Annotated in this window: 12 protein-coding genes and 1 other RNA gene; 7 read left to right on the top strand and 6 right to left on the bottom strand. The window is 69.3% G+C overall.

All coding sequences use genetic code 11. The features are described from left to right. Positions 1–116 precede the first annotated feature (116 nt). The 5 genes from ACQ3HB_RS10130 to ACQ3HB_RS10110 form a co-directional block, all read right to left on the bottom strand. Complete coding sequence (locus tag ACQ3HB_RS10130) at positions 117–2,699, bottom strand: transglutaminase TgpA family protein (protein ID WP_430919923.1); 2,583 nt, start codon at positions 2,697–2,699, stop codon at positions 117–119. Continuing rightward, positions 2,696–4,009 carry a DUF58 domain-containing protein gene (locus ACQ3HB_RS10125; RefSeq protein WP_430919922.1) on the bottom strand — a complete coding sequence of 438 codons (1,314 nt, stop codon included), beginning with the start codon at positions 4,007–4,009 and terminating at the stop codon, positions 2,696–2,698. Before ACQ3HB_RS10125 ends, ACQ3HB_RS10130 begins: the two co-directional genes overlap by 4 nt. An 8-nt stretch (positions 4,010–4,017) precedes the next feature. Further along, a complete protein-coding gene (locus ACQ3HB_RS10120) occupies positions 4,018–4,965 on the bottom strand; it encodes an AAA family ATPase (RefSeq protein WP_430920031.1) in 948 nt (315 codons plus the stop codon). Between the two features lie 155 nt (positions 4,966–5,120). Further along, positions 5,121–6,011, bottom strand: coding sequence for a hypothetical protein (locus tag ACQ3HB_RS10115; protein WP_430919921.1), 891 nt, complete (start codon positions 6,009–6,011; stop codon positions 5,121–5,123). Between the two features lie 205 nt (positions 6,012–6,216). Beyond that, entirely contained in the window at positions 6,217–6,867 is a 651-nt protein-coding gene (locus tag ACQ3HB_RS10110) for an SDR family oxidoreductase (RefSeq protein ID WP_430919920.1), read from the bottom strand. A 156-nt stretch (positions 6,868–7,023) separates the two neighbouring features. Between ACQ3HB_RS10110 and ffs the strand changes: the two genes are divergently transcribed. From ffs to ACQ3HB_RS10095, 3 genes are all read left to right on the top strand, one after another. Beyond that, an RNA gene (gene ffs, locus ACQ3HB_RS10105) (signal recognition particle sRNA small type) lies at positions 7,024–7,120 on the top strand. 206 nt (positions 7,121–7,326) lie between these two features. Then, the gene (pta, locus tag ACQ3HB_RS10100; protein ID WP_430919919.1) at positions 7,327–9,690 is read left to right on the top strand and encodes a phosphate acetyltransferase; all 2,364 of its coding nucleotides are present in this window, start codon (positions 7,327–7,329) and stop codon (positions 9,688–9,690) included. 4 nt (positions 9,691–9,694) lie between these two features. Beyond that, complete coding sequence (locus tag ACQ3HB_RS10095) at positions 9,695–10,906, top strand: acetate/propionate family kinase (protein WP_430919918.1); 1,212 nt, start codon at positions 9,695–9,697, stop codon at positions 10,904–10,906. Here the strand turns inward: ACQ3HB_RS10095 and ACQ3HB_RS10090 are convergent. Beyond that, positions 10,903–11,139 (bottom strand): hypothetical protein, encoded by a 237-nt coding sequence (locus ACQ3HB_RS10090; RefSeq protein ID WP_430919917.1) that lies wholly within the window; start codon positions 11,137–11,139, stop codon positions 10,903–10,905. The two genes, ACQ3HB_RS10095 and ACQ3HB_RS10090, sit on opposite strands and share 4 nt — an antisense overlap. Positions 11,140–11,569: 430 nt before the next feature. On the opposite strand from ACQ3HB_RS10090, the gene ACQ3HB_RS10085 reads away from it, so the two are divergent. From ACQ3HB_RS10085 to ACQ3HB_RS10070, 4 genes are all read left to right on the top strand, one after another. Next, entirely contained in the window at positions 11,570–12,319 is a 750-nt protein-coding gene (locus ACQ3HB_RS10085; protein WP_430919916.1) for a signal peptidase I, read from the top strand. Positions 12,320–12,500: 181 nt separating this feature from the next. After that, complete coding sequence (locus ACQ3HB_RS10080) at positions 12,501–13,070, top strand: alternate-type signal peptide domain-containing protein (protein WP_430919915.1); 570 nt, start codon at positions 12,501–12,503, stop codon at positions 13,068–13,070. A 109-nt stretch (positions 13,071–13,179) separates the two neighbouring features. Then, positions 13,180–13,833: a hypothetical protein gene (locus ACQ3HB_RS10075; RefSeq protein WP_430919914.1), complete on the top strand. Its 654-nt coding sequence runs from the start codon at positions 13,180–13,182 to the stop codon at positions 13,831–13,833. Then, positions 13,830–14,834 carry a hypothetical protein gene (locus ACQ3HB_RS10070; protein ID WP_430919913.1) on the top strand — a complete coding sequence of 335 codons (1,005 nt, stop codon included), beginning with the start codon at positions 13,830–13,832 and terminating at the stop codon, positions 14,832–14,834. The genes ACQ3HB_RS10075 and ACQ3HB_RS10070 overlap by 4 nt, the downstream gene beginning before the upstream one ends. Positions 14,835–14,917: the final 83 nt, after the last annotated feature.

Raw genomic sequence — 14,917 nt, 5'->3', positions numbered from 1 at the left:
TCCTTCCACAATTCAGGAGGTTTTGCAGAATTCAGGACGATCGAGCGGCGTGGCGGCCTGGATCATCCTGAATCGTGCTGATGTTCCTGAATTGTGCAACGTCCAGGGGCCAGTCATCAGGGGGCAGGAGCACCGGGGACGGGCTCGTCACGCGGACGGAGGACGAGCGACCGGGGGAGGAACGTCGCGAGGAGGCGTTCGACGCCGGTGCTGCTGGATCGCAGCACACCGATCGATGCGCGCAGGGTCGCCTCGAGCTCCTCCTGAGCAACACCGTCGATGACGCCAGAGCCGGAGCCCGAGCCGGAGCCGGAGCCAGAGCCCGAACCCGAGCCCGAACCCGAGCCGGAGCCAGAGCCCGAACCAGAGCCCGAGCCCGAACCGGAGCCCGAAGCCGAGCCGGAGTCAGCGCCCGAGCCCGCACCAGAACTCACGGCCCCACCGCCGGCATAGCTCTCGGCCTCAACGGCGGCGAGGAGCCGATCGATGGCCTCACCGCGAACCTCGAACTGCGATCCGAGCCGACGGACGAACCCGCGCGGCGACTCGGTCGTCGACACCGGGAAGCCGAGATCCACGGCGGAGTCCAGGAACTCCGCCCACGCGGCGCCGGCCGGAGCCCGACCGCGACGCCCACGACGGATCCGCACCTCCCGCTCGAACCGACGGACGAGGAACGGGACGAGCAGCACGATCAGGGCGCCGAGCACGATGCCGACGGGCAGCACAGCTGCGGACAGGCCGCTCGTGGTTCCCGCCTGGGTGGTGCCGGTCGTGCCGCGGTCGGCGGGGACGGACGGGTCGGCGGTCGGAGCCGGGCGCGCACCGGCGCCGAGGTCGACGCTCCCGGGTGCTGCGGTGCTCGCGTCGGCGAACGCCGTCGCCGTCCCGCGGCTCGCGGTCGGCTCGAACGGCACCCAGCCGATCCCCTCGAAGTACAGCTCCGGCCACGCGTGCAACTGGTTGGACGTCACGACGTACACGGCCTGCTTGCCGGTCGCCGTGCTGTCCGCTGCGGCGTTGCCGGGCAGGTAACCGATGGCGATGCGTGCCGGGATGCCCAGCAGCCTCGACATCACGGCCATCGCGGAGGAGAAGTGGACGCAGTAGCCGGTCTTCTTCTCGAGGAACGTCGCGATGACCGCCGCCCCGCTCCCATCGAAGCCCTCTTCCACCGGAGCCGTCTCGGAGTATTCGAAGTTGCCGCGGAAGTAGCGCTGCATGGCGATGGCGCGGTCGTAGTCGGTCGATGCCGTCGCCGTCACGTCGAGCGCGGTCTGCAGGATGATGGGCGGCAGGTTCTCGGGCAGTTGCAGGTAGGGCGCCGCCGCGGCCGCATCGGCGACGGGTGGAGCGCTGCGCATCTGCTGCGCGGTCGGTTGCACGTCGAGGCTCGTCGTCGTGTACGTCTGCTGATTGGTCGACGAGTCGCGCGACATCGCGGTGAGTCCGGCACCCTCCCATCGCCAATCGCCCTGCAGGCCGGTGACGGATCTCGTCGGGTACGGGACGGGCAGCCAGGGGCTCGCGAGAGCGTCGATCGTGATCTTGGTCGTGTACTCGTCGGTCGTGATGTCACCGCCGAGCCCGGGAGGCGCGGGGAATTCGGCGACGTTGTTGCCGACGGCGTACCCGGAGTTGTCCGGCCCCCACACGGCGCCGCTGAATTCGTTCAGGTCGGTGACCTTGAGGTACGGCGCGCTCCCCGCCGTGGTCGTGTACTGGAGCGCGGTCGTGTTCTGGGGGCGCCGGAGGCTCTGGCCGAGGGAGATCATCGGATTGATGCCCCCGACGAACGGGCCCGATCCGCGCGCGCCGGCAGCGGTGTCGCGCGCGGCGAGCCCGGGCAGGACTGCGGGGGTCAGGAGGGCGGCGACGATCGCGATGATGCTCACCACGGCGGTCGGTCCGGCGCCTCCGGGCAGTTTGCTGTTGGCCGGCATCTCCAAGCGATCGCGTCGTTTGACGTCCTCGCGGAGCATCCAGAGGAAGGCGGCGGCGACGGCGATGAACACGAATCCGTTCATGTCGAACTGCACGGCGACCGACGGGGCCGCGTAGACGGCGACGACCGCGATGCCCGCGAGCACCGGCCGGTGCAGGGCGAGCACGAGCGCGGAGACGACGATCGTCACGAGACCGCCGCCCGCCGCCATGAGGAAGATGACCCCGGTCGAGGTCTCCAGGGGCGCGGCGCCGTCGCGGAACGCCTGGAATCCGGCGTCGCGCAGGACGGCGAAGGTCATGAACGTCGTGGGCGTCGGGATGATCCCGAGCAGCGCCGTCGTCGAGGCGAACATGACCGTGACGGTCACGAGCCAGGCGGCGACCACGCCGATCCAGGTGAGAACGGGATGCAGGCGGGTCCTGCGGAGGAGGATCGCGGCGGTGATGACGAGACCCATCACGAGGAGTGCGACGAACCACCAGTCGAGCCGTTCGAGCACGCGACCGAAGCCGAGGCCGCCCGCGGCGAGCAGGACGAATGCGGCGACGCCGAGTCGGATGTCGCCGTCGGTGTTGCGGTCGTCGCGGGGGTGTCGCCGTGAGCGCGGTGCGTCGCCTTCCGCGCGCTGCCCGCGGTTCGTCCGCCGCGCATCATCGGAACGTCCGCCACCAACGCTGCCGCCGCCAGTGCCGCCGATACCCCCGTCGCCACTCCCGGCTCGCCCTCGGACGTCCGTCCCCTGCACGCTCATCGGTTCTGCCCCGTCGTCGTCTCCGGGCGCCTGGCCGTCCCCAGCCAGAGCGACGCGAAATCGTCGTTCCGGGAGCCGACGTGGCATCGCCAGCCCGCGAGCTCGAGGATGTCGACCGACCGATGCGCGGCACCGGACGGCAGCAGTGCGATGGGCAGGGGAGAGAGCTTCGCGAGCGCGGCGAGGTCGGAGGCATCGGTCTCGTCCACGTCGCCGAGCACCACGACGAGCGGCTGCGCTCGCCGACTCGCGATGGCGGGCGCCAGATCCAGGAAACGGCTGTCCTCGGTGGAGGGTTCGAGGACGGCCAGGTCGAGCATCGCCGCATCGATCCCGTCGTCCGCATCCGATCCGCCGATGTCGCGTGACAGCTCGTCGCTTCCGGCGCCGAGGAGGCCGATCCGGTAGCCGGCGTCGACGAGGTGCGCGGCGACCGACGCGGTGAGCGAGACGGCGCGCTCGAAGGAGGGGAGGAGGTCCGCGCGGTCGCCCGGCCAGCGCCAGTGCGCCGCGGTCGTATCGATCACGAGAGTCGCTTCGGGGTTGTTGCGGTGCTCCTCCTGGCGCACCATCAGCTCGCCGCGGTGGGCGCTCGCGCGCCAGTGCAGACGGCGGATGGTGTCGCCGGGGATGTACGGGCGGGCGATGAGGTCGTCCTCGCCGACACCCGCGTGGAGCGGAGCCGGTTTCGTCGACCCGTCCCGGCTCGCCGTGAGCGCGGGGATCTCCGGCAGTTCGAAGACTTCCGGGAGCACGGTCACCGTGTGCCGTTCGCCGACGCTGCGGCGCCTGATGACGAGGCCGAACGGGTCGCGGACGGCGAGGGCGAGCGGACCGACGACGTGCTCGCCGCGGCGCACTGCGAGGACCCGGTACGCGGCGACCCGCGTGCGGGAGGTGAGGCCCGTCGATGCGCTCGTGCCCGGCAGGATCCCGCTCGCGGCGCCCCGCAGCCCGGCCGGGACCGTGTCCTTCCATTCCGTGCGGCTGTGGGGGAGTGCGCTCGTCTCGGTGATCTCGACGCGGATCTCCGTCTGCTCGCCCACGCTCACGACATCGGGTTCCGTCGTCCGCGAGACCCGCAGCGATCCGTGGCCGAGATAGACGGAGCCGAAACTCGCCGCGACGAGGGCGACGAGCAGTCCTGCGAAGGCGAGGAGTTCCTGCGATCCCAGCTCACGTGCGGCGATCACGCAGACGACCGCCGCCACGATGACACCGACGGCGCGAGGGGTGAACGGGCCCAGTCGTCCCCTGGATCGCGGGCCTCGTCGCATCGACCTGTCGGCGGCGCGCTGCGTGGCGGTCATGGTTCGACCTAGTCGGTCCGGCCGGAGTGCGGGACGGGAGTGGCGCCGAGGATGTCGTGGAGCACGTCGGTCACGGCTTGCGCGCCGGAACGGTCGTGGGCGCTCACGGCGCGACGTGTGGGGATCAGCCGATGCGTGAGGACGGGGGCGAGGAGGTGGCTGACGTCGTCCGGCAGCACGAACTCGCGGCCTTCGAGTGCGGCGAGTACCTTCGCGGCTCGCACGAGCTGCAGGGTCGCACGCGGGCTCGCGCCGAGGCGCAGCTCCGGGTGGTGCCTCGTCGCCTGGACGAGCGAGACGCAGTACTGCTCCACGATCGGCGACACGTACACACCGCGAGCCCAGTCGATGAGCTGCTCCACCTCGGTGCGGGTGACGACGGCCGTGATGGTTTCGAGCGGGTTCACCGTGTCGCGCTGGCGCAGCATCGCCGCCTCCGACGCCGCATCCGGGTACCCCATCGAGATGCGGGCCATGAAGCGGTCGCGCTGCGCTTCGGGGAGCGTGTACGTCCCCTCCATCTCCAACGGGTTCTGGGTGGCGACGACTGAGAACGGGGTGGGCAGCGGATGCGTCTCGCCGTCCACTGTGACCTGCCGTTCCTCCATCGACTCCAGGAGCGCCGACTGCGTCTTGGGGGAGGACCGGTTGATCTCATCCGCGATCACGATGTTCGCGAAGACGGCGCCCGGCTTGAACTCGAATTCGCGGTCCACCTGGTTGAAGACCGAGACGCCCGTGACATCGGACGGGAGGAGGTCCGGTGTGAACTGGATGCGACGGACCGTGCAGCTGACCGATGCGGCGAGGGCCTTCGCGAGGACCGTCTTGCCGACGCCAGGCACGTCCTCGATGAGGAGATGCCCTTCGGCCAGGAGCACGATGAGCGCCATGCGGCCCGCGTACGGCTTGCCGTCGAGGACCTGTTCGATGTTCGCGAGGACGCGTTCCGCCATGGAACGGAAGGTCTCCGCAGTGAGGCCCGTGCGCCCAGTCGGGTCGTCGGCCTCCAGGTCGCTCGTGTCCGCGCTGGTGTCCGGTGCGCTCGAATCCGGGACGCCGTTCGTGCCTGGGACGCTGTAGAGACGTTCGTGGTCGGTGAGGCGATCGGTCATGGCCGGCTCCTGCGGTCGTGGGCGAACAGGCGTCGGAAGAGGAGGCCGACGATCGTGGCGAGGCCGATGGCGATGACGCCAGGCGCGAGCTCCCCGAGATACAGGTTGGTGAGGAAGTCGTCCGGTGGGCCGGTCTCGCCCGACCATCCGTACATCGAGCGTTGCACTGACTGCCACAGGGCAAAGGCGCCGAAGACCACGAGCGCGATGCCGATCACCCAGAGCGCCCCCTCCCACGGGTTGCGCGTGCGGGCCGTCTGGTCGTCGTCGAGGTGAGCTGTGCCGAAATCGTCGGCGCCGATCGCATCGAGGTCGCCGGCATCGGAGGCATGGACGGTGCCGGGACGCGTGCTGCCGGAGCCGGAGCCGATGCTGGTGCCGTTGGAGCCCGTGCCGTGCGGGCGCGCGCCGATGCCTGCGCCCGCACTCGCGCGGGGACCGGATGCTGGGTCACGGCCGATCGTCGCACCCGCGAACATGCCCCTCGAGGCGGCGTCATCGCCTCGGCCGATCGGTCTCAGCGCGTTGGACGGTGCAGCGAACGACTGGCGGGACGCCGGCGCCACGTGGGGAATCTCGGCGGGAACGTCGTCCTCGACGATGCCGAGTGGGCGGAAGACGTCGATGCCCTCTGCGCCCGAGTTCGTATCGGTTTCGGATCCGACGGCTGAGCCGATCAACGCGTGCGGACCCGCTGAATCGGCGGTGTCCAGGTGCGGGGCGGTGGAGCGACCGCCTGCTGGTTGCCAGTGCTCGGTCTCGTGGAGGGGATGCTTGCGCGGGTGAGCGGCTGTCTCGCGTGCTCGGCCTCCGGAGCGCGTCTTCGGTTGCTGGGCTGGTTCGGTCGTCGAGCCGCGTTGGTACGCGGGATCGTAGCGTTCGTCCATGTCCGACCTCGCTTCAGGGGTCCGCCGTGTGCATCATCGCATCGGGTTCACGTGCTCCGATCCTAACCGTCTGGTTCGAACCGTCGCCCCTTTGCCCGTCCTCCCGGCCTGCGAGGGGTCGCAGATGGCTAGTCGGGCGTCCAGCTTACTAGCGATATGCGACCCCTCGCGAGCCGGGGGCGGAGCCGGGGCCGGGGCTGGCGGGTCAGAGGGCGGCGAGGGCCTCTGGGATGGGGGTCGTGCCGCCGATCAGGGAGAACTGGGTCTGTGATGCCGCACCCGTCTCGATGAGGGACAGCAGGACGGCGGCGACGTCCTCGCGGGGGATCGACCCACGGGAGAGCGTTTCCGCGGCTTCGACGAGGCCCGTCCCGGGGTCGTTCGTCAGACCGCCTGGGCGCACGATCGTCCAGTCGATTCCTCGTGCGCGCACGTTCGCATCGGCTTCCGCCTTCGCCCGCAGGTACACCTGGAAGATGTCGTCGGAGTCCGGGTCGAAATCGTCGGCGCTCATCGCCGAGACGAGCACGTACCGGGGGACGCCCGCGAGTTCCGCGGCATCGGCCAGCAGGATCGCTCCGTCGCGGTCGACCGTCAACTTGCGCTCGGCCGTGCTGTTCGGTCCGGCTCCGGCGGCGAAGACCACCGCGTCGGCCCCGCGGAGTTCGATCGCCAACTGGTCTGCGCTGATCGACTCCAGGTCGAGGACGACGGGACTCGATCCGATCTCGACGAGGTCGGCGACGTGATCCGGGTTGCGGATGATCCCGACCGCTTCGTGTCCCGCTTCGACCAGCAACCGCTGGAGGTGCTGTGCGATCGTTCCGTGTCCGCCTGCGATGACCACTCTCGACATGTCGTCTCCTCGTCCGTTCGTCTGCGGGATGTTCCCGAACGTTCAGTCAAACCCCGTGCGGTCGCCGGGCGCAACCCCGTCCAGGAGGTGTTGCGCGGATGCACATCCTGTCGCGGGCATGCACATCGCATGCCCGGCTGGTCGGGTACACTGGTTAACGGCTCCCCGCGTGGCGCCATCCAGGCCAACTCCCCCAGGACGGAAACGTAGCAAGGGTAACCGGGCTCTGGCGGGTGCGCGGGGAGTCTTTTCGTTCCCTGCCCCGCCCTCCCGTCTCTTCCTCCCGCTTCCGTTCGAGCACAATTCCGGAATTGGTGTGACAGGAGTGACGAAATCCGGCGATATCGGTCGTTTCGGTCACATGAGCCCCATGATTTCCGGAATTGTGCAGATGTGCAGATCGGGGATCGGGGCGTCGACGCCCAGCGAGCGCACACCTGTCGGCCATAGGCTTGCAGGGTGGCGCGAAGCATATACATCATCTCCGCCGAGGGGCACTCCGGTAAGTCGACGATCGCGCTCGGGGTCCTCGACACCCTGAGCCACCAGATCGAACGAGTGGGCGTCTTCCGCCCCATCGCCCGGTCCACCACGGATCCCGATTACGTCCTGCAGATGCTCCTCGAGCATGACGGCGTCGACCTCAGCTACGAGGACTGCATCGGCGTCGGATACGACGACGTCCACGCAGACCCGGAAGCGGCGTTGTCCCGCATCGTCGAGCGCTACAAGCGCATCGAAGCGCAGTGCGACGCCGTGGTGATCCTCGGCTCCGACTACACGGACGTCGGCAGCCCCACGGAACTCGGGTACAACGCGCGCATCGCCACGAACCTCGGCGCACCAGTGCTCCTCGTCCTCGGCGGTCGCGCCGGTCAGGGTGCGGGCGAGCAGCTCGGCCAGTCCGACTCGCGAACGCCCGAGGACATGCGGCACATCGCGGAACTCGCCCTCATCGAGTTGAGCGATGCGCACGCGCAGCTCCTCGCTATCGTCGCCAACCGCGCAGATCCGGAACGACTCGACGAGATCGAGGAAGCGATCGAGGACGCGCTCCCGGCGGCACCTGCCGGCAGCCTGCGTCAGCGGGTCCGCGCTCGTGTCCGCCGTCGCCTCCGCAACGTCGGCCGACACGTGCAGGACGCGATCGACGAGCGGAACGCGGGGACCGCGGCAGCAGACGCTCCGGCAGCAGACACCCCCGCATCAGTCCCCGGCAGCGATGCACCGACGCCCAGCCCTGATGCCAACGATCCAGCCGCCGCGGACCTCAACGAGCGCGTCCGCCGCACCGACATCCCCGTGTGGGCCGTTCCCGAGGACACCTTCCTCATCGCGCCGACGATGGGCAGCATCCTCGAAGCCGTCGACGGAACGCTCCTCATGGGCAGCGAGGAGCTCCTCAGCCGTGAGGCGCTCGGCGTCGTCGTCGCAGGCATGTCGATGGTGAACGTGCTCCCGCGCCTCACCGAGGGCGCCGTCCTCGTGATCCCCGCCGACCGCTCCGAAGTCCTCCTCGCGGCGCTCATGGCGAACGCGTCCGGCACCTTCCCGTCGATCGCCGGCGTCGTCCTGAACGGCGGCTTCGAGCTGCCGGAGCCCGTCGTCCGGCTCGTCTCCGGCCTCGGTGTGACGCTCCCCATCGTCAGCACGGAACTCGGCACCTACGACACGGCCGTCCGCGTGATGCACACGCGCGGTCGCCTCGCCGCGGACTCGCAGCGCAAATACGACACGGCCCTCGCCCTCTTCGAGCAGAGCGTCGACTCAGAACTCCTCCTCGAACTGCTCGACGTGGCCCGCGCCGATGTCGTCACCCCGCTCATGTTCGAGTACGGCCTCCTGGAGCGCGCCAGGTCGAACCGCAAGCACATCGTCCTCCCCGAGGGCGACGACGATCGCATCCTCCGCGCCGCCGGAACCCTGCTCGCCCGCGACGTCGTCGATCTCACGATCCTCGGTGAGGAGATCGAGGTGCGGTCCCGCGCGATCGAGCTCGGCATCGACCTCGGCAAGGCGAAGGTCATCAGCCCGTTCGACGCGGTCCTCCGCCAGCGCTTCGCCGAGGAGTACACCCGGCTCCGCGCACACAAGGGAGTGACGCTCGAGATGGGCGCCGACGTCGTCACCGACGTCTCCTACTTCGGCACGATGATGGTCCACCTCGGTCTCGTCGACGGCATGGTCTCCGGGGCCGCGCACACGACGGCGCACACGATCCGGCCGTCGTTCGAGATCATCAAGACGAAGCCCGGCGTCTCCGTCGTGTCGAGCGTGTTCCTCATGGCGCTCGCCGACCGCGTCCTCGTCTACGGCGACTGCGCCGTGAACCCGGATCCGAGCGACGCGCAGCTCGCGGACATCGCGATCTCCTCCGCGGAGACGGCCGTGCAGTTCGGCATCGACCCGCGCATCGCGATGCTCTCCTACTCCACCGGCACGTCCGGTTCCGGAGCCGATGTGGAGAAGGTGCGATCCGCGACGGAACAGGTGCGCGAGCGCCGACCTGACCTCCTCGTCGAGGGCCCGATCCAGTACGACGCGGCAGCCGATGCCGCAGTGGCTGCGACGAAGATGCCGGAGTCGCAGGTCGCCGGCCGCGCGACGGTGTTCATCTTCCCCGACCTCAACACGGGCAACAACACCTATAAAGCAGTGCAGCGCTCGGCGGGCGCGGTGGCGATCGGTCCCGTGCTGCAGGGACTCAACAAGCCCATCAACGACCTCTCGCGCGGCGCACTCGTGCAGGACATCGTCAACACGGTCGCGATCACGGCCATCCAGGCCCAGGAACAGGCCGTCCCGGCCGAAGAGAAGGAATAGCCGCATGTCGACGGTCCTCGTGGTGAACTCCGGTTCGTCGTCGTTCAAGTACCAGCTCATCGACGTGGAGTCGGAGGAGACGCTCGCGAGCGGCCTCGTCGAACGGATCGGCGATGCCGGATCCTTCGCGACGCACCGCTACGAGAGCGCGGGCAATCCCGGCCCGGACGTTCGCTGGGACATCCAGGCGGACATCGCCGACCACACCTCGGGGTTCGCGGTCATGCTGCAGGCGTTCGAGGACCACGGTCCGTCGCTCGCCGAGCACCCGCCGATCGCGGTCGGCCACCGGGTCGTGCACGGCGGCAAGCGCTTCTTCGAACCGACGATCATCACGGATCTCGTGAAGATCAACATCGAGGACCTCGCCGAGCTCGCTCCGCTCCACAACCCCGCCAACCTGCAGGGCATCGAGGCGGCGCAGAAGGCGTTCCCCGACGTGCCGCACGTGGCCGTGTTCGACACCGCCTTCCACCAGACGCTTCCGCCCGCCGCGTACACCTACGCGATCGATGCGGAGCTCGCGGAGAAGCATCGCGTCCGCCGATACGGCTTCCACGGCACCTCGCACAAGTTCGTGTCAGAGGCGGCCGCCGCATATCTCGAGCGTCCGCTCGACGAGCTCAAGCAGATCGTCTTCCACCTCGGCAACGGCGCGTCCGCGTGCGCCATCGACGGCGGGAAGTCGGTCGACACGTCGATGGGCATGACGCCACTCGAAGGACTCGTGATGGGCACGCGCTCGGGCGATCTCGATCCTGCGGTCCTCTTCCACCTGCATAGCAAAGCCGGTCTCGGGTTCGACGATCTCGACACCCTCCTCAACCGGCAGAGCGGACTCCTCGGGCTCTCCGGCCGTGGCGACATGCGCGACGTGCGGGACGCCTCGGAACAGGGGGACGATGCGGCGCAGCTCGCGCTCGACGTGTACCTGCACCGGTTGCGGCACTACCTGGGCGCGTACTTCGCGATCCTCGGCGGGCTCGATGTGATCGTGTTCACGGCGGGTGTCGGCGAGAACGCGCCTGCTGTGCGCGCCGGGGCGGTGTCGGGGCTCGAAGCGCTCGGCATCCGTTTGGATCCCGAGCGCAATGAGGCCGACGATCGTGGTGTGCGGGTGATCTCCCGGGACGACTCCGCGGTCACGATCCTCGTGGTGCCCACCAACGAGGAGCTCGAGATCGCGCGCCAGACGGTCGCAGCCGTTTCGAGCTAGCGGGGTTCGCCGGCGGACATGCCTGACGTTCCCAGCGGATGTCCTTCGCGGACGTCCTTGCCCGCGAGCGGTGCGCGGTCGGGCGTGGGACGACCGGCCGCACGCCAGCGGACGAACGCGAGGTAGGGGTCGTCGAGCGCGGCGTGGGTGAGGTTCGGGGTGCGCTTCTCGCGCGGGTTCCGCACGGGGGCGGTCGGGGTCTTGCCGGTACGGCGGATGGTGAGGATGCTCATCGGTCCGGTCCTTCCTGCCCGCCGAATGCGAGCTTGGAGACGAGTCTGCGCTGTGCGGTGTAACGAGAACGTTTAGCCCTCCAGGAATGCAGACCACGACCGGTCACCGACCCGCACCCGGTCGCTGACCCGTACCCGGTCGCTGAGCCTGTCGAAGTGCCCGCTCCTCGAGCTCTCCCCTTCGACAAGCTCAGGGACCGGGCCTGACCGCACCCGGTCGCTGAGCCTGTCGAAGTGCCCGCTCCTCGAGCTCTCCCCTTCGACAAGCTCAGGGACCGGGCCTGACCGCACCCGGTCGCTGAGCCTGTCGAAGTGCTCAGGGACCGACGCCACCCGGTCACTGAGCCTGTCGAAGTGTCTCCACCCTCGGCCGGAAAAACCAGTAGTCGGAGACGGCCGGCTGTCGCGGCGGCGCGGCTAGGCTCTGGCCATGTCCGCCGAAACGAGAGTCTCCGGGCCGCCGGCCGCGGACGCGACGGCGGACCGAACGATCGTGACAGTCGCCGACGCCGTCCCGGCACGCCACGCGGCGCGCCCTCGTGCCGGAGAGCGCGTGCCGCGATGGATCCGCCTGCTCGGCACAGTCATCGCCTGGGGCGTTGCCATCGTCACGATCGGGCTCGTCGTGCTCCTCGTCATCGTGCCGCGCGTGACGGGTTCGACCCCGTACACGGTGGAGACGGGTTCGATGACGCCCACCTACCCGCCCGGCGCCGTCGTCGTCGTGAGGCCGGAGCCGTTCGACCAGATCAGAGTCGGCGATGTCATCACCTTCCAGCTGAAATCGGGGCAACCGGAGGTCGTCACGCACCGGGTGGTCGCGATCGATGTCGGCGAGGGAGGGACGCTCCTCCGGACGAAGGGCGATGCGAACCGCACCGAGGATGCAGGCGGGGTCCGCGAGGAGCAAGTGCGCGGCGTCGTCTGGTTCGGGGTGCCGCTCGTCGGCTACGCGACCGCCATCGGCACGGGATTCCAGCGCTACTGGCTCGCCCAGGCGATCGGGGTCGGGCTGCTCGGTTACGCGGCGTTCCTCGTCGTGTCCGCGTGGCGCGGGCGTCGGAAGGAGCAGGTCCCAGAGCCAGTCGCCGATCCGGTCCCTGAGCCGGTCGCCGATCCGGTCCCAGAGCTTGTCGAAGGGGAGAGTTCGGGTGGTGGGGCACTTCGACAGGCTCAGTGACCGGGGCCGGTTGCTCAGTGACCGGGCCGGTTGCTCAGTGACCGGGGACGCGACGGAAACTCGGAAGCGGCTCCGAATTCAGTGGTTACTACTGAGGAACCCCGTGGTTTCTACTGTGGAGCAGTCCACGCATCGGACGTACCGTGAGGCCTGATATTGGACCTTGAACGGGGGACACAGCGTGAAGAAGATCACCAAAGCAGCAATCGCGGGCGTGGCAGGGGCGGCTCTGCTGCTCGGTGGCGCCGGCACGCTCGCGTACTGGAACGACACGAAGACGGGCGACGCGGTCACGATCGCGGCTGGCGATCTGAAGTTCGGGACGTTCACCGACGGCACCGGTTGGTCGCTGCAGCAGAAGGCGGCGGATCTGCCCGCGGGAACCGCCGAGCCCGCGGGTGTCGCATACACGAACCAGCTCATCGTCCCAGGTGACGTCCTGTCGAAGACCATCAACGTGCCCGTCACCATCACGGGTGAGAACAACAAGGCGCAGTTCACGCTCACCCGCGTGACCCCGCCGGCCAACGCACTCAGCACGGCGCTCCAGCCCGCGGTGACGGTCAACGGCACCGCCTACACGCCAGGCAACCCGCTCACCCTGGCGGCCAGCACCACGACGATCCCCGTGACCGTCACGGTCACCTTCCCGTGGGGCACCGCAGTCGACAACACGACGAAGACCCTCACGACGAACTACCAACTCCAGTACAACCTCACACAGATCCCGGAAACGCCAGCGGCTCCGTAACGGCGGTTTCAAGCGGTCCCCTCACGGTGCCGCGCAACACGTGCAGCACGATCCGTGGCCCGGTCGACGACTCGACCGGTGCCGCGGGCCGGGTGGAACGGGGGTTCCGATGAGACGACCACTGCTGGTGGCAGCGGCCGCCGCGCTCGCCGGGGTGCTGCTGCTCGGGGGAGCGGTCACCCAGGCGAAATGGGGAGGCACACAACTTGGACAGGCCACCGTGATCACGTCGGGTGGGATCACGGGGACGGTGACGGCGCCGACGATCGGGTACCCGGTGACGGGGTCGGTGCCGACGAACACCGTTGTGCGGACTGGCTCGCAGGGGATGATCCCGGGCCAGTCCGCACAGACGTTCACCTACACGGTCACGAACACGTCCGTCGTGACGGGGGCGACCGCTCCGTCATCGCTCCGCGCCGAGATCACCCTCGTGTTCGCGAGCACCGTGACGTCCTCGGTCGCCTACGCGGCGGCTCTGCCGTACCTCTCCGTCACCTCGACCGTGACGAAGGGTGCCACGGCCCTCGGGGCGACGACGACCGGATGCGTGACGGCCGCCGGCATCGCCTGTTCGCCGCCGCTCTCGGCCCGTGTCTCACTCCTGCCCGGTGAATCAGCGACGGTCCTCGTGACGTTCGCGCTCGCCGCAACCGGTCTCTCGCCCCTGTACCAGTATCGCAGCACGACGACGAGCGTGGCCGGGATGTTCGACTTCGCGCCGACCGTCAACCTCACCCAGCTCCCGAGGACGCAGTCGTGAGCGCCGCGACCGCCCGCCCACGATCGCGTGCCCGATCCGGCCGCGGTTCGATCCTCGTCGCCGCCCTCGCGATGCTGTCCGTGCTGCTCCTCATGCCCACGGCATCGACGTCGGCCCAGTTCCAGGCATCGCTTCCCGCGGCGGCTGGATCTGCAGGCACCGGCGCCTGGTGCATCTCGCCGGACCCAGCGACGAACCCGGCCTACATCCGCTTGAGCGACGTCCCCGCACTCACGGCGACGCCCACGACCCGGATGGCGATCATCCCCGTCGCCAACACGACCGTGTGGAACCCCGCCGGCGGCAACAAGAACCTGGCGGCTCGCGTCTGGAGCTGCCAGGACCCGACCTCCGCTGCGATGGTCAACGATTCGCTCAAGGTCATGGGATGGGCGAATGCCATCACGATTCCGCCGCGCACCTGGTCCGTGGGCAGCGATGCCGTCCTCGCTCCGACATCCCGCCTCAATCCGAACACGGCCGGTTCCCTCGGAGCCCAGCTCGCGACGTTGTCGACCGCAGCGTCCGTCGATGCGACCGCCCCGCTCCTCGTTCCGACCGGTGACCTGCGTCGATACAGCTGGATGGTCGGAGGGAACCGGACGAACGCCGCTCCAACCGCTGATCCGCCGCAGTGCACGTGGGCGACGAGCCTCCTGCTGGCGAGCTGCGTCGTGTCGACGACCGCGGTCCCGTTCTCCTCCGCGTTCTCGGCGAATCCGTGGGCAGGATCGACGACCGCTCCGGTCACCTACCCGGCCCGGACCCTCGCCACCGTCAACTGGGGCGGTGGCGGCGCCTACCTCAACGGCGAATGCGGTGTGCTCGGGCTCCTGCTGTGCGGGTCGGTGCCGCTCAACACGACCATGACGGCGACGACCGCCGCGACGACCACGCTGTACGCGAGCTCGAGCGGCAACACCATGAGCTGGGTCGTGGTGATGTGGACGGGAACGACGGCGCCTCCCGTGGACCTCGTCGTCGAGATCGTGCTGCAGTGATGCTGCGGTCGATGAGGATGCCCGGGGCCGGGGCGGCGGTCGCGCTCGGGTGTGTGCTGCTCTCGGGCGGGCCGGCTGCTGCG

It is taken from the genome of Plantibacter lichenum (assembly GCF_050587525.1).
GTDB lineage: Bacteria > Actinomycetota > Actinomycetes > Actinomycetales > Microbacteriaceae > Plantibacter.
This window is presented reverse-complemented; position numbering and strand designations above follow the sequence as displayed.

Excerpts from the sequence above, each read along its gene's own strand:
- ACQ3HB_RS10085 (WP_430919916.1), top strand. The coding sequence starts at position 11,570 with ATGTCCGCCGAAACGAGAGTCTCCGGGCCGCCGGCCGCGGACGCGACG.
- ACQ3HB_RS10090 (WP_430919917.1), bottom strand. The coding sequence starts at position 11,139 with ATGAGCATCCTCACCATCCGCCGTACCGGCAAGACCCCGACCGCCCCC.
- ACQ3HB_RS10110 (WP_430919920.1), bottom strand. The coding sequence starts at position 6,867 with ATGTCGAGAGTGGTCATCGCAGGCGGACACGGAACGATCGCACAGCAC.
- ACQ3HB_RS10115 (WP_430919921.1), bottom strand. The coding sequence starts at position 6,011 with ATGGACGAACGCTACGATCCCGCGTACCAACGCGGCTCGACGACCGAA.
- ACQ3HB_RS10095 (WP_430919918.1), top strand. The coding sequence starts at position 9,695 with ATGTCGACGGTCCTCGTGGTGAACTCCGGTTCGTCGTCGTTCAAGTAC.
- ACQ3HB_RS10125 (WP_430919922.1), bottom strand. The coding sequence starts at position 4,009 with ATGACCGCCACGCAGCGCGCCGCCGACAGGTCGATGCGACGAGGCCCG.
- ACQ3HB_RS10130 (WP_430919923.1), bottom strand. The coding sequence starts at position 2,699 with ATGAGCGTGCAGGGGACGGACGTCCGAGGGCGAGCCGGGAGTGGCGAC.
- ACQ3HB_RS10120 (WP_430920031.1), bottom strand. The coding sequence starts at position 4,965 with ATGGCGGAACGCGTCCTCGCGAACATCGAACAGGTCCTCGACGGCAAG.
- ACQ3HB_RS10075 (WP_430919914.1), top strand. The coding sequence starts at position 13,180 with ATGAGACGACCACTGCTGGTGGCAGCGGCCGCCGCGCTCGCCGGGGTG.